General features: G+C 42.8%; 10 protein-coding genes. 4 read left to right on the top strand and 6 right to left on the bottom strand.

Annotated features, from left to right (window positions below; genetic code table 11):
- Positions 1 to 39 precede the first annotated feature (39 nt).
- The gene (locus A3K91_RS07330; RefSeq protein WP_062844673.1) at positions 40 to 945 is read left to right on the top strand and encodes a LysR family transcriptional regulator; all 906 of its coding nucleotides are present in this window, start codon (positions 40 to 42) and stop codon (positions 943 to 945) included.
- Positions 946 to 1,199: 254 nt separating this feature from the next.
- On the opposite strand, the gene A3K91_RS07325 is transcribed toward A3K91_RS07330, so the two are convergent.
- On the bottom strand, positions 1,200 to 2,387 hold the full coding sequence (locus A3K91_RS07325; protein ID WP_062844672.1) for an MFS transporter: 1,188 nt from the start codon (positions 2,385 to 2,387) through the stop codon (positions 1,200 to 1,202).
- Positions 2,388 to 2,453: 66 nt separating this feature from the next.
- Here A3K91_RS07325 and A3K91_RS07320 point away from each other — a divergent pair, with 66 nt between their 5' ends.
- On the top strand, positions 2,454 to 3,269 hold the full coding sequence (locus tag A3K91_RS07320; RefSeq protein WP_228139830.1) for an AraC family transcriptional regulator: 816 nt from the start codon (positions 2,454 to 2,456) through the stop codon (positions 3,267 to 3,269).
- 169 nt (positions 3,270 to 3,438) lie between these two features.
- Here the strand turns inward: A3K91_RS07320 and A3K91_RS07315 are convergent, their stop codons facing one another.
- Positions 3,439 to 3,786 carry a hypothetical protein gene (locus tag A3K91_RS07315; RefSeq protein ID WP_062844671.1) on the bottom strand — a complete coding sequence of 116 codons (348 nt, stop codon included), beginning with the start codon at positions 3,784 to 3,786 and terminating at the stop codon, positions 3,439 to 3,441.
- A gap of 279 nt (positions 3,787 to 4,065) precedes the next feature.
- On the opposite strand from A3K91_RS07315, the gene rsmA reads away from it, so the two are divergent.
- Positions 4,066 to 4,929, top strand: a complete 864-nt coding sequence (gene rsmA, locus A3K91_RS07310) for a 16S rRNA (adenine(1518)-N(6)/adenine(1519)-N(6))-dimethyltransferase RsmA (protein WP_062844670.1) — start codon at positions 4,066 to 4,068, stop codon at positions 4,927 to 4,929.
- Positions 4,930 to 5,057: 128 nt separating this feature from the next.
- Entirely contained in the window at positions 5,058 to 5,918 is an 861-nt protein-coding gene (locus A3K91_RS07305; protein WP_062844669.1) for a symmetrical bis(5'-nucleosyl)-tetraphosphatase, read from the top strand.
- 51 nt (positions 5,919 to 5,969) lie between these two features.
- Here the strand turns inward: A3K91_RS07305 and A3K91_RS07300 are convergent, their stop codons facing one another.
- The 4 genes from A3K91_RS07300 to A3K91_RS07285 form a co-directional block, all read right to left on the bottom strand.
- Entirely contained in the window at positions 5,970 to 8,426 is a 2,457-nt protein-coding gene (locus A3K91_RS07300; RefSeq protein ID WP_062844668.1) for a site-specific recombinase, read from the bottom strand.
- Positions 8,427 to 8,725: 299 nt separating this feature from the next.
- Positions 8,726 to 10,510 carry an acyl-CoA dehydrogenase C-terminal domain-containing protein gene (locus A3K91_RS07295; RefSeq protein WP_062844667.1) on the bottom strand — a complete coding sequence of 595 codons (1,785 nt, stop codon included), beginning with the start codon at positions 10,508 to 10,510 and terminating at the stop codon, positions 8,726 to 8,728.
- A 370-nt stretch (positions 10,511 to 10,880) separates the two neighbouring features.
- On the bottom strand, positions 10,881 to 12,674 hold the full coding sequence (locus tag A3K91_RS07290) for an acyl-CoA dehydrogenase C-terminal domain-containing protein (RefSeq protein ID WP_062844666.1): 1,794 nt from the start codon (positions 12,672 to 12,674) through the stop codon (positions 10,881 to 10,883).
- A gap of 397 nt (positions 12,675 to 13,071) precedes the next feature.
- The gene (locus A3K91_RS07285; RefSeq protein WP_228139829.1) at positions 13,072 to 14,781 is read right to left on the bottom strand and encodes a putative bifunctional diguanylate cyclase/phosphodiesterase; all 1,710 of its coding nucleotides are present in this window, start codon (positions 14,779 to 14,781) and stop codon (positions 13,072 to 13,074) included.
- Between the last annotated feature and the right edge of the window lie 38 nt (positions 14,782 to 14,819).

Here is a 14,819-nt window from a genome sequence, read left to right as displayed (position 1 = left end):
AACAATGCTGACCCATTATGTTGGCTCAAGGAAAAAAGTATGGATCGTATCCAAGCAATGCAGGTTTTTGTGCGTGTGGCAGAGGCGGGGAGTTTTATTCACGCAGCACAAACACTTTCCTTACCAGCGTCAACCGTCAGTAGCACGATCAAAAATCTTGAAAAACATTTACAGGTACGCTTGCTGAACAGAACCACGCGGCGAGTCAGTCTAACGCCAGAAGGCGCGCAGTATCTGGCGCAATGTCAGGAGATACTCAAGTTGATTGAGTATACAGAGTCTAGTCTCACTGATTCAGTTAAGCGGCCGCAGGGTCGTCTGCGAGTGGATATGCCTGGCGGTATTGCACATTTTATCGTTATGCCAAATCTGAAAGATTTTTATAAGCGCTATCCAGATATTTATTTGATGATCGGCGTTAATGATCGGCAGGTTGATCTCGTTCAGGAAGGTGTAGACTGTGTCATTCGGACAGGGGAACTTACTGACTCAACGCTCGTTGCGCGTTCGCTTGGTCGGTTTCGCTGGGTAACATGTGCTTCTCCAGCGTATCTCAAAAAAAACGGTATTCCGCAGAGCTTAGAGGTATTGTCTCAGCATCGAGCTATCCATTATTTTTCAGGAAATATCAGACGAACGGGTGAGATGTACTTTGTCAAAGACAATGAAAAGGTATCAGTCCCAGTTAGTGGTACAGCCGCCGTCAATGAGACCGGACTCTACATCAAAATGTGTCTTGAAGGATTCGGGCTGGCGCAGGTTGCTGAAAACGTGGTAGCAGACCATTTAGCAGAAGGGAGACTGATTGAAGTATTGTCGGACTGGCAACCTGCGTCCGTGCCGGTTAGTTTACTCTATCCACATCAGCGTTTTCTATCACCAGCCGTTCGCGCTTTCGCTGACTGGATAACCGAGCTTGTCCGCGATGGCAACTCGGTAACCTAAGGTTAAATAGGAAACATTACTTTTATAGCATTGCAGTAGCGGTGCAAAATATGTCTCTACAGCGGTGTCCACCATTATAATTATGAGTAAAAAGCTACAGTACTACTGCTATCAATTTTTTGTAGCCTCTGTCTGCGTAGGAACAGCAAGCAAGAAAAATTGATAGCAGCCGTGCGTAATGTGTCGATATTACTTTTTACTGACTGTAATAAGTAAAAGGTTGCTTCTCATTTATCTAAAAATGCGCGTTCAACTCAGCTATTAGTCGGTTCAAGATAAGCATTGCGCCCAGCCATCATGCCACTACAGGCACCCGCAATAGAAATTGCAGCGGTTATTAACAGTGGTACAGTCCAACCTCCGGTCCAATCGTGCAGCTGACCCAGTAGCAAAGGACCTGCTGCTGCCATTAGATAACCGACACACTGTGCCATGCCTGATAAAGCAGAGGCATCGTCGCCATTGGTTGTACGCAGACCCACAAACGTCAGACCGAGCATCATGCTAGCGCCAGAGCCAAAACCTAGGCACGCAGCCCACAACATAGCAAGGTCTGGTAAGTAAATGAATCCGATCAGAGAGAGTGCAACCAACAAACTGACCGTGACGGCTGCTAATTTCTGATCTTTTAAGCGGCGAAGCGTGGCTGCCAGTATCAGCCCTGGAATGGCGGTAGCCAATTGTAACGTCCCATGCACTGATCCTGCTTGTGCAGCCGATATACCATTATCTATCAAAATAGTAGGCAAAAACCCTACAGCGACATAAAAAGGCATGGCATTTAGTCCCATAAACAGGGTGACCTGCCATGCTAAAGGTGACTTCCAAACGTTCACACTGGCCGATTGTTTGTGACTTGCCATCACCACTGGATTGTGTTTTTTCAGCTGTGGTATCCAAAGGATAAGGGCAAACAGCGGAGCTGCGATTAGCAAGTCTAAAGCAATAGGCCAATCCCAGATCTGCGCTAGGGGAGTAATTATGACAGATCCTAATGCGCCTGCTGCGCCCATCGTAATAGAATAAGCACCCGTCATAGAAGCAATGTTTGCTGAAAAATCACGCTTAATTAGGCCAGGCAATAGTACATTGCCAAAAGCAATCCCTGTACCTATTAGTACTGTACCTAGATACAGGGCACCAACACTTCCTGTAGAGCGCAGCAAAATGCCTAACGAAATAATGATTAGTGCCAAAAAAAGTGTGCGCTCTATTCCGAATCGACGGGCAAAAGAAGCGCTCAAGGGTGAAAATACAGCAAATGCAAGTAATGGCAATGAAGTCAGCAAACCCACAGAGGAGGAATTCAGACTGAAATCACTCTGAATGAGTGGCAGAACTGGTGCTATTGCGGTAAAAGGAACGCGCAGGTTTGCGGCTATAAAAAGAATTCCCACTACAAGTGCAATGGCATGCCACTTGTTTTTAATCTTATTGAACATATTCTCTAACTTACTTCAAAAAAAGAAGCACTTTAGAATATCTCATGTGTATATAATATAGATAACATGACAATTTATATCTATATTATGCCAAACACTAAAAAAACAGTATCATCACCAGAAGATTTTGATTCTGATATTTTTGAGCAGGCCGCAGTAGCTCTTCAACTTGCATCAGTAACGAATGATTCAGAAGTTCATAAACATCATCATCGCAAAGGACAGCTGATTCTATCAGTGCATGGTGCGGTCAGTTGTGAGGTACCCAATGCGCTTTGGTTAGTCCCACCTCAGCATGCGGTTTGGATCCCTAGTGGGACACCTCATAGCTGCCGTGTTACCCAAAATGCTCGCACTTGTTTTTTATTTGTCGAGCCCAGTGCGGCGTCTATGCCTGAATACTGCTGCACAATTGCCATCACGCCACTCGTCCGAGAGTTGATACTGTATCTTGCTGAACAGGAACCTTCATATTCTTCTGAAAGCAAAACAGCGCGTCTGGTTACCGTGCTGCTCGAGCAGCTATCTGATGCACCGATCGAAGAGCTTCATTTGCCGATATCAGAGCATCCAAAAATTAGACATATCAGTGATACGCTTTTTGCAGACCCAAGCGACCGTACTACACTGAGACAATGGGCAGAGCAACTGGCAACGAGTGAACGAACACTGGCCAGATTGGTGAAAAACGATACAGGACTGAGCTTCGGACGCTGGCGTCAGCAGTTGCATCTGATGATTGCACTGAGCAAGCTGGCGGAAGGAGAGTCTGTGCAAAACGTAGCAGGCATGTTGGGATATGATTCTGTTAATGCATTTATCACGATGTTTAAAAAATCCTTGGGTAAATCGCCAACCCAATATTTTTCATCGCTACATTAACAATTACGTTATGATCGCTTAAATAATATTAGTTGTTAATAAAAATAAAGCATAGCCAAAGATTCAAGTTCTCACTAGGGCACCCAATTGAATTGACGGCTATTTGCGTTACCGTTAGGATTTTTCAAGTACGTAAAGCTTGATTATTCGTCTCATTTAGTACGAATGTCTAGATGGTTAGGCCATGGTAAATCACTTCTGCCGTACTAGCCGCCTTGGTTACCATAGTAAACGAGGCATTTATTCTGAGGTAAAAAACATCAAAGGTATTTTCCTCCTTGCGACTGACTAAAAACTCTAAACGAATATTGTTATCAAATATCATAGCTATATCCAGAGTATTTACGACTGTAATGTCGATCAACCTCCCAAAACTAATTTGCTGCAGTAGGCTATCTGTCTCTTTATAGTTATCAAAGTCATTTTGGCCTTCAAGGATAATTTGATTGTCACTAAGAACTCTCCACAGTTTGTGGTAACAGCCAAAACTCCATTCACCATAGAAAGGGTCTACCATTTTAGGTTTATTGTGAAATATGCCGTATTTAGTTCAAATATGAGAAAAATCGAATATAGCTCTAAGTGCAGCCCATTGTTTCGATGACAGGCGTTATAGCAAATGGTTTAAAAACAAAAATCTGCTATGTCGGTTGCGCTAAATTGTGGATGGTTTATAGATAAAATGTCTCGAAAATACGCCCTAATTATGAGCTGTGGTATAATTCGACATTATAAAATAGCACCTTATTGCTACAGCGCTATTGCCCATTTATCCTTTATACATTAAGAATCTTTTATGTCCAACTCTACGTTCGATGCTCAATCTATTTCTAACAGCTTAAAAGCTGCCAAACACCAACCGCGTAAACGCTTTGGTCAAAACTTCTTGCATGATACCAGTGTCATTCGTCAAATTGTCGATAGTATTCATCTGGAACGTGATGATAATTTGATTGAGATTGGACCAGGTATGGGCGCGCTGACTGAGCCACTGTTGGCAGAAGTGGATGGCATGACAGTGGTGGAACTGGATCGAGATTTGGCAGACAGCTTGCGTATTCGGATTGGCGCCAATAGTCATCCAAACTTTACCATTATCAAAGACAATGCGATGCATGTTGATTACCGTGAGCTATATAGTGAAGAGCGCGGTAAGCTTCGTGTGGTGGGTAATTTGCCTTACAATATTTCTACGCCGATCTTGTTTCATTTGCTGAGCTTCGCCGATGTGATTCAAGACATGCATTTTATGCTGCAAAAAGAAGTAGTTGAGCGTATCACGGCCGACGTTGGTAGCAAAACCTATGGTCGCTTGTCTGTCATCATGCAGTATCATTGCGATACCGATTATCTGCTGACCGTACCACGCGGCGCATTTAATCCGCCACCAAAAGTGACCAGTGCGGTTTTTCGATTGACGCCGCATATTGATAAGCCAGTCGTGGCAGAAGATGAGGATTATTTTGCCATTGTGGTACGTGAGACCTTTAACCATCGCCGCAAAACACTACGAGCAATTTTTAAAAATTCGACCCTATTGCCGACGCTGAGCGAAGAAGACTTTGCTGCTTGCGATATCAATCCACAAGCCCGTCCTGAGACCTTAAGCGTTAAAGACTTTGTGACGCTAAGCAATCGTGCAAAGCAGATAGAAGCGTAAATAGTCGTTAATAACGACAAGGTGCTTCTCTTATAAATTGTGTATTATTGCTAATTGCATCTGAGCTTAAGTTTATTGTGCTTAACTTTGATGCTCGTTTTTTATTATTTCTAAACCTGTGAGGTAGTATGAGTTTTCGACATCAGTATGTCATCGGTGACTTGCAAGGTTGCTATGCTGCCTATTGTCAATTACTTGAAACACTGGATTTTGATCCCAGTCAAGATAAGCTGTGGTTTGCTGGCGACTTGGTGGCACGCGGAGAGGACTCATTGAATACCTTGCGTGATGTTAAGGAACTATGTGAGCAAGGAGCCGCTGCAACGGTACTTGGCAATCACGATCTCAATTTGATTGCTGTGTGGCGTGGTGCGACCAAACTCAAGAAAAAAGATAAAACGGCACCGATTTTTGCGGCTGATGATTGTGATGAGCTACTTGAGTGGTTAAGACATCAGCCATTGCTGGCTTATCCAGATGAGCAGACGGTATTGGTGCATGCTGGTATACCACCCCACTGGAGTATTGAGGCTGCCGCTGGCTATGCAAAAGAGTTAGAGGCGCAGCTACAAGGCAGTTTAGAGCAGCTTGATGAATTGTTGCCCAACTTATATAGTAAAAAAGCGGATAACTGGGATTCAGGCATCACAGGTTTCACCAGAATGCGAGCCATTGCCAATTATTTTACCCGCATGCGCCTGTGCAAACAGGATGGGACGCTTGAGTTTGGCTTCTCAGGTACCTTGAGTGAACCTATGCCAGAAGATTTTTTACCGTGGTTTGAATGGCAGGTGCCGCGCTCGCGTAAGATACTGTTTGGTCACTGGGCAGCGTTGCAAGGTGAGGTTGATTTGCCTTATGCGCGAGCGCTTGATGGTGGCTGCGTCTGGGGCAACTACCTATTGGCTTATAGACTGGGTGATGAAGAAGTCATAACGTCAAGTGCGCAGTGTGAAAACCATAACGGCTCATTCAAAATTAATGGCTAGATCTTTTTAAGAGCTAACCATCATTCTATGTAAACCACCAAAGCTACCCCTTTAACTGGGCAACTTTGGTGGTTTTTTAGGTTTTGGCAATGGCGTTTTGGCATCGCCTGTCACCTTACTGTCAAGACTAGTTGGTTCTACCTCATCACCAGTCAATTCAGGATTGTCACTGTTAGAAGTGTTTAGCGTTTTGGTCGCTTTGTCATACTGAATATCATCAGTATAAGGTGAACTGTTCAATTCTTCATCTACCAAGCCGTCATCAAGATCGACAACTTTTGTGGGCGAGGTGTGCGGCTGTACAGCGTCGCCTTTGGGTTGATTGTCATAATGTATGTCTGTATTCGTCTGCGAACCTTGCGAGCTAGCTTGCTGAGACTTAGGAATGACTCTGACATCAGACAATCGTCGTACCACATAGTTACTAGGTATCGCCTTGCTACCTTTTTGTACGGCGGTACTATCATCAAATATCATATGACCTTGGCTATCAATACGCGCGTACTTCATCGGTTTGTCACGTGGCCAAAAAAAGTCAGAAGGATGACTGATAATGTGACCAAAAATGAGTTTTGTGAGGCGTCCCCATTCGAAGAAACGAACCTCTTTAGAGCGTAACGCAACAAACAGTGCCAGCGAAAAACTGACAATAAGGTTGACCATACCAATAAGCGCTACGCCAAGTATCGATAATAAAATAACATTCCAGCTTACTTGATCAGCAGAAAGGTTAAATAGGCCATGTGCCAAGTTCGCTGAAGCAAATGCAATGTGGCGAATATCAATTGGTAAGCCAAATATAAAGCCAATAGTGGCAGTACTACCCAAGAATACCCCGAATAAGAAGTTGCCCATAATGGCGCCTAAGTTGGCTTCTACAAACCCACCTAAGCGTTTAAGCCATGGCTCGGGTAGTATGGCTTTAAGTAATCTGTGGCGCTGAATACGCGCACCTACATGGTTATAAACAGCCAAATTGTCATAATAACCAGCTATCAGACCAGCCAAAAATAAATACACGCCAGCAATAGCAGCATGAGGGAGCGCTAGTGAATGAAACGGGTCAAGGTCATGAAGGAGGTGTCCTGCTTTTTCGGACCCAATCATCGGCGCGCCTGTATATTGCAACCACGCAAAAGAGATGATGAGCGCGACGGGTATCGCTAGCATGACGTTACCCATAATTGCAATAAACTGAGTACGCAAAATATCGACGATTAACTCTGACAGTTTGGTCAATTGATGAGACTTCTTGCCAGAGCTTTCAGATATGGTAGAGGCAATGGCTGCTGCTGTCATCGCTGGCTGTTTGGTCGCCACCGTACCTCGAATGACATGGATAAATACGAAACCCAATCCATAAATCATACTATTAAGGAAGGCACGACCCATGGGTGCAAGCGCCAACTGGTACGTGATTATTTTCAAGGTAGCCATAAACGCGATGACAAACCCGCCGATAGAGGCCTTTTTGAACATTTGGCGATAACCAGCTCTATCGGTACTGATATAGTGTTCACCAACGCGACTGGCATTTTCAGTGACTTTACGTGAGAGCAGTTTGGTATTGTTATCGATCAAATAGCCAATACTGTAGCGGCGATTGGAAGTCGTAATCAGGGTTTGAATCAGCTCAATCACTGCACGATCACGGTTTTGATGACTTTCTGTCAGTAGCGCCGTCAAGATGCGCATGCGTTGTAAGCTTTGATCCAATCGCAGCATCATATTAGTCAGGCGAATAGAGATGCCTGTCTTGTAGATGCGTTTTCGGACAGTGGCAACAATATCTTCACACTGCTCAACCATCACTAATAAAGGAGCAGGATCGACAGCCTGCTCAGGTGTAATATCCGTCAAGCTATCGAGTTCATGTGCTTGTCTATATTGGTTGACGAACAGCACCGCTTCTTGATTTTGAGCCACAAAAGATGCAGAGTAATTCAATATTTGCGGATAAGACTCCATCAAATCAGGATGTAAACCAATACCGCTGATTCGATAAGATAAGATAATAATCGCATTTAAAATGCTGTTTTTTGCCGTGGCAACTAAGTCTAAGTGCTTTTCTTCTACTCTGATTAATGAAACCAGCTCATCCCACTTTTCTTTCTCGATATTGGCAAGCCACTTCTCATCAGAGCGCTTATTGAACAAGTAACCGGCCAGTTCGACAACGGAGTCATCTTGAGGTAATAGCGGTAAAAATCGATGACCAATTAAGCGACGTAAGCTGTTAAAAAACCCCTGATCTGACATAATGCCAGTATCAGTATAGAGTGAGATTTGACGGTATTGAATGATTAATTTTAAAACAAAACTTGATAACCCATCTCCATATTCTGGATGTTGACGAAGAATATCAATCAAAGACTGAATTTTTTCATTGGCTAACGCGGTTTCTTTTTCACTCACCCGCAGCTCATCTATTAAGCGTTTGAGTACCGCAGGATCGGGCACATCACTCAGGGCTGTAATCTGCTGTAAAATGCGTTTTAATTCTGACACGTCGCATCCTTTATTATGATTATTTCAGTAGTTTTTATAACGAAGTGTTGACCATTATATAATGTGTTGCAATGGCAAACATTGCTAAAAACTCGGTAATATTTACATTTGAACTGAACCATGTAATCTACGCGACACTTTTACTTGCGTTATTTTAATCATAACCATGCATCGATGGTTAATTATTTTGTTAGCAGTTATTTTTTCGTAACCAATCTAAAAATCCTTCTGACAAAAAAAAGGACAGTAGCGTCACTGTCCTTTTGATTAGGGTACTATAAATCGATGATAATAACTACTTAGCTAGCAGGAACATCGAAATAATCAAGATCAAAATTCATCATTGGATCACTACCAGCCTGCACCATTTTTGCATGCGCATCGATACGTGGCAAAATACGGCCAACGAAGTAATCAGCAAGTTTGGCTTTATTGGTATAAAAATCACCTTCTTTACCGTTGGCTGCCTCTACCATCAACGCAAACATGTACGAATAAGCAAGGTAACCAAAGGCATGCATATAATCAACTGCACAACCATTGATCTCGTTTTTACGTTCACTAATATTGCTAAGAACCGTTTTGGTTAGAGCTTCAATCGTATCTGCAGCCTCAAGTGTGGCTTGTTTGATACCATGATCGGCTTGCATATTATTCACAAAATCACGAATTTCACCTAAGAAATGCATGACATATTTACCGTTGTTTTTTGCCACTTTACGACCCAGCAAATCAAGTGCTTGGATACCGTTTGTGCCTTCATAAATCTGGGCAATGCGGGTATCACGAACGATTTGCTCCATACCCCATTCGCGTATATAGCCGTGCCCACCAAAGACTTGCTGGCAATCTACGGTGGCTTCAAGTGCTTTGTCTGTTAAGAAGGCTTTAGCCACTGGTGTGAGTAGGGCAACGCGCGCAGCAGCAGCTTGAGCAGCTTCAGGGTCAGTACTAAATTTTTCTTCATCAAGGCTTTTGGCCACATACATCGCAAAACAACGTGATGCTTCGGTGTTGGCTTTAGCGTTTAATAGCATACGGCGAACGTCAGCATGATGAATAATCGCATCGGCTGGTTTTTCTGGGCTTTGTAGCTGAGTATCACTGCGTCCTTGACCACGGTCATTGGCATATAAAGCTGCATTTTGATAAGCCAGCTCTGAGCCACCAAGACCTTGCAAGCCCATGGTGACACGTTCATAGTTCATCATAATGAACATTGATGACAGACCTGTGTTTTCTTCACCAACCATCCAGCCTTTAGCGTTGTCGAAATTCATGACACACGTAGCAGAGGCTTTGATGCCCATTTTATGCTCGATAGAACCGACGGCTAACGTATTGCGCGCGCCTAAGCTACCGTCTTCGTTTACCAAAAATTTTGGTACAACAAAAAGTGAGATGCCTTTTGATCCTTCTGGCGCATTGGGTGTTTTTGCCAGTACCAAATGAATGATATTGTCAGTCAGATCGTGCTCACCGCCTGTGATAAAAATTTTGGTACCAGAAATATCGTAGCTACCATCATCGTTTGGGACGGCTTTGGTTTTGATGATACCTAGATCCGTACCTGCATGTGGTTCTGTCAAACACATAGTGCCAGACCATTCGCCACTGTACATTTTTTCTAGATAAGTCTGTTTTTGTTCTTCAGAAGCGGCTGCATTGAGACAAAGCGTGGCCCCAACTGTCAAATTTGGATAAAGCGCAAACGATTGGTTGGCCGTGAATACCATCTCTTCGGTCAACATGGTGACCATTTTGGGGAAACCTTGACCGCCATATTCAGCATTACCACTTAAACCAACCCAGCCTGAGTCTGCATATTGCTTATAGGCTTCTTTAAATCCAGTAGGGGTGGTGACCACGCCATTACCTTCAAAAGTTGCGCCTTCTTCGTCGCCGCTACGATTGATAGGTAATAAAATGTTTTTTGACAGTTTTGCCATTTCTTCCAAAATCATATCGACCGTTTCCATGTCAACATGCGCTAAGTTTTCGTTGTTTTGCCAAAATTCTGGCGCTTTAAAGACGTCCTTTAACATAAAGCGCATGTCATTCAGAGGGGCATTATAAACAGCCATAAACATTCCTTTGGTTCAAATGAATAAAATTGGAGTCACTAAAGTTATCAACTGAGCTGATTATCAACTGTTTTCTTGAAGTAATCTTAGCGATTAACAATCAAAGTTTAGCAAATAAGCATGTAGGCGGGTGTATTTCTTCGTGAATTATGCGTGCACCAAAAGTTGGCAGTGGCTATTGTAGTAATAAAATATATTTTGATGAATAGAGTTACTCTCAGAAGTATTCTGCTTTTTCAAAAATAAAAATAACCAATAGAGTGAGAGACACTAGAACTATTGCTGTTTTAAAGAGATGCCTAAAATAAATCGGCAGCACACCGAAGTATGTTGCCGATAAAATATAGTATGAAAAGTGTCTAACGCTTCATTAAAAAACAAACTGATCCACGTCCATACTCATGTATGGCTCAACACCCGTACTGATACGCTGTACATGTGTTGTGGTGCGTGGCAATAACTTAGCGAAGTAGAACTGCGCTGTTTTAATCTTGGCATCATAAAATGCTTTTTCGCCAGTCCCATCTGCGATAGCCGTTTGAGCAACGAGTGCCATACGCGCCCATAGGTAAGCAAGAGTCACATAACCACTGAAGTACATATAGTCAACTGCAGCGCCGCCGACAGCATCTGGGTTTTCAGTGGCTTGCATACCGATACGTGACGTTAGATCGCCCCATTCTTTGATATGCTTGGCAAGTGGACGAATGAATTGACCCATCTCATCATTGTCTTTGTTTTCTTGACAGAATTTTTGAATGATTTGTACAAAATTTGCGAGTAGCTTGCCTTGTGAGCCCAAGACTTTACGGCCTAATAGATCCAGTGCTTGGATTTCAGTCGTACCTTCGTACAGACAAGCAATGCGAGTATCACGGACGTTTTGTTCCATACCCCATTCACTGATAAACCCATGACCACCGTATACTTGCACGCCATGGTTTGCCGCTTCTAGTCCAGTTTCTGTTAAGAACGCTTTGGCAATGGGGGTTAATAATGACAACATTTGGTCAGCGAACTTAAGCGCATCGCCTTCGCCTTTTGCCACAGTATCAGCAAAGTGTGAGAGGTAATAAACCAATGCACGACCACCTTCTGCAAAGGCTTTTTCCGTCAATAGCATGTTGCGAACGGCAGGGTGAACGATGATAGGATCTGCTACTTTGTCTGGCGCTTTTGCACCTGAAAGTGAGCGCATCGCTAAACGATCTTTTGCATAAGTCAGTGAACCTTGGAATGCATACTCTGCAGCCGTAAGACCTTGAACGGCTGTACCAATACGAGCAACGTTCATAAAGGTGAACATGCACTGTAAACCACGGTTTTCTGGTCCAATCAAATACCCCGTTGCGCCATCGAAATTCATGACACAAGTAGCAGAGGCTTTGATGCCCATTTTATGCTCAATAGAGCCACAAACCACGCTATTGTTTTCGCCTAAGCTGTTGTCTTCATTGACCATGACTTTGGGTACGATAAACAGTGAGATACCTTTTGTGCCGGCAGGTGCGCCTGGTAGACGAGCCAATACAATATGAATGATGTTGTCTGTTAAATCATGCTCACCTGCTGAAATAAAGATTTTTTGACCAGTGATGCTATAGGTGCCATCTTCTTTAGGCTCAGCTTTGGTACGAATAATACCTAAGTCAGAACCTGCATGGGCTTCAGTCAAACACATGGTGCCTGACCATTCGCCAGTGACCATTTTTTCTAAATACGTTTGTTTTTGCTCATCAGTACCATGATGCTCGATGGTTTGAATAGCGCCATGCGATAGGCCAGGGTACATAGAAAATGACCAGTTAGCGGTGCCAACCATCTCATTGATGACTGTAGATAATGAAAATGGCATGTTTTGACCACCAAATTCTTCTTCAGCAGACAAAGCTGGGAACCCAAGCTCACAAAACGCTTTATATGCTTCTTTAAAACCTTTTGGGGTAGTCACGACGCCATTATTAAATTGACAACCTTCAGCATCACCGCTTTGGTTCAATGGTGACAGCTCGTTTTCAGCGAAGCTTGCCGCCATCTCAAATAAGCTGTCCATCAATTCACGGTCAGCTTCTTGAAACGCGGGCAAGGTTTTATAATGGCTTTCACTATCAAGTAGTTCATGCATAACGAATTGAATATCACGTAAGGGTGCTTTGTATTGCATAACTTCCTGTCCTTTTTAGAATATAACTGATACCAGTCAATAGTAGGTACATAACTGCACAATCATTTAGTATGCAGATGTTGCCCACTTCAGTCTAGCGAGCCTAAATGAAAAATAGGCAGTAACGCTGAGTGATGCAGTTATCAATTATTTACAGTATTTATCGAAGAGAATGGTAATTGTCAGAGTCGGCGTATGACTTGATTCAATCTAACAAATTCATCATAAAAGATAGGCTTTCATAGGCGATTATACAAGTTTGGTCACAGCACTGATAAGTCATGAACCTATCTTGCATCGATTGGGCAATCAACGGTAAGGGGAAAAATTATAGATGTATAAATGACTGAAATTATTAGAATTATTGAAAAATTATAAAGGAGATGACGTGAGTGGATTAAGAAGCGTATTGCTTAACCAGCATTTCAGTTGCCACGTTCGCCGCCACAGGTTTGCCAAACCAATAGCCTTGTCCTTGTTGACAACCCATGTCTAACAAAACATCACGCTGTTCTTCAGCCTCGATACCTTCGGCAATTACTTGCATGTCAAGGGCAGTAGCCAAGTCTAAGATGGCTTTTACAATTGCACGCTGGATATGATCAGTTGTGATATTAGAGATAAAACTCTTATCAATTTTGATAAAATCAAATGGATATTCTTGAAGATAGCTTAAAGAGGCATAGCCCGTACCAAAGTCATCTAAGGCCAAAAAAACGCCCAGCTCTTTGAGCAGATTAAGTTTTTGTCTGATATTAGAGTGGCGCTGAATCAAAGAGGATTCAGTGACTTCAATATGAAATTGATGAGAAGAAATGGCGTACTCTTTGAGCAAACGATTTACCATGTCAAAAAAATCAGGATGACTAAATTCGGCGGCATCAGCATTGACGCAAATGTGCTGACAAAAGCCTTTTTGTCGCCAGATAGCGAGCTGTTTAGCAATTTGAATGGCCATCTGTGAGAACAGCTCAAACGATAGCCGATTATTGATAATGGCATTGATAAAATGGTGGGGTTTTAGCAGTCCACGCGTTGGATGCTGCCAACGTACAAGGGCTTCAAAACCTGTAATGATACCTGTTTTTAGTTCAAACTTTGGTTGATAATAAGGGATAAACTGACCTTCATTAAAAGCATCTCTTAGCTCTGCTTCTAGTCGTAAACCGTCATCAGTTGCCTCATTGATAGTTGCTTCATACCAGCAAATGTCATCACCACCTTGCTGTTTGACATAGTGCAGCGCTTTTTCGGCTTTGGCCAGCAGCTCTTTTAAGTCGTCGCCGTTTTCAGGAAAATAACTGACTCCGACAGAAATATGACAGTAGATATTGGTATCAGTCGTAGTATTTCCGTTTAATGAAAAAGGGCGTTCACACATTTGCATTAAGCTGTCTAGCTGATGCCGTATCAAATTGGCGTCAGTACACTCAAACAATAAAGCAAAATCATCACCACCAAAGTGAGAAAAACAGTGTAAGTTGTCCAATTTAAGATCTTTGACACGACTGACAAAATCTTCAACCAAGGTGTTAATGTCATCGGGACCCAGTAAGCTGGCAAGGTTGCGATAGCGGTCGATGTTTAGACGAACAATGACCACTTCTTGATAGCTGTCTAACAATAGATCGCTGGTTTGACTCAAAAATACTTTGCGGTTTGGTAAGCCAGTAATCTGGTCATAATTGAGCAAGTGTGCGACTTGTTTTCGGTCTTTAACGATTGAAGACATATCACGTACCATGCAAGCATAATACACTCTCTGCTCAATACAGATTTTACGATACGTCATATGACATTCAATGACCTGTCCGTAACGGTTTGGTATTGAGAAGTCATTTTCATAAAAACCATTGATATCTAATTGCTGGATAATGTCTTTTAAGACAACTCTTTCTTCTTCTGATAAAAATTCTGCTGCGTAAATACCCAGTGGCCGCCCTAGTATAAACGTCTCACTATAACCAATAATCATCTCATAGCTGGCATTAACGGCCAGATAACGCAAATCTGCATCTAAAATAAAAACAGCATCTTCTAGTTGCTCGCACAATGTGGCGAGTAGTTGCTGCTTGTCTGCGATAGAAATAGGCGTGAAATCAGTCATAATGGAACTCATAACGTCAAAGGTGAATCAGAAATGGA

The organism is Psychrobacter alimentarius, assembly GCF_001606025.1.
Lineage (GTDB): Bacteria > Pseudomonadota > Gammaproteobacteria > Pseudomonadales > Moraxellaceae > Psychrobacter > Psychrobacter alimentarius.
This window is presented reverse-complemented; position numbering and strand designations above follow the sequence as displayed.

Excerpts from the sequence above, each read along its gene's own strand:
- A3K91_RS07330 (WP_062844673.1), top strand. The coding sequence starts at position 40 with ATGGATCGTATCCAAGCAATGCAGGTTTTTGTGCGTGTGGCAGAGGCG.
- A3K91_RS07325 (WP_062844672.1), bottom strand. The coding sequence starts at position 2,387 with ATGTTCAATAAGATTAAAAACAAGTGGCATGCCATTGCACTTGTAGTG.
- A3K91_RS07320 (WP_228139830.1), top strand. The coding sequence starts at position 2,454 with ATGACAATTTATATCTATATTATGCCAAACACTAAAAAAACAGTATCA.
- A3K91_RS07315 (WP_062844671.1), bottom strand. The coding sequence starts at position 3,786 with ATGGTAGACCCTTTCTATGGTGAATGGAGTTTTGGCTGTTACCACAAA.
- rsmA (WP_062844670.1), top strand. The coding sequence starts at position 4,066 with ATGTCCAACTCTACGTTCGATGCTCAATCTATTTCTAACAGCTTAAAA.
- A3K91_RS07305 (WP_062844669.1), top strand. The coding sequence starts at position 5,058 with ATGAGTTTTCGACATCAGTATGTCATCGGTGACTTGCAAGGTTGCTAT.
- A3K91_RS07295 (WP_062844667.1), bottom strand. The coding sequence starts at position 10,510 with ATGGCTGTTTATAATGCCCCTCTGAATGACATGCGCTTTATGTTAAAG.
- A3K91_RS07290 (WP_062844666.1), bottom strand. The coding sequence starts at position 12,674 with ATGCAATACAAAGCACCCTTACGTGATATTCAATTCGTTATGCATGAA.
- A3K91_RS07285 (WP_228139829.1), bottom strand. The coding sequence starts at position 14,781 with ATGACTGATTTCACGCCTATTTCTATCGCAGACAAGCAGCAACTACTC.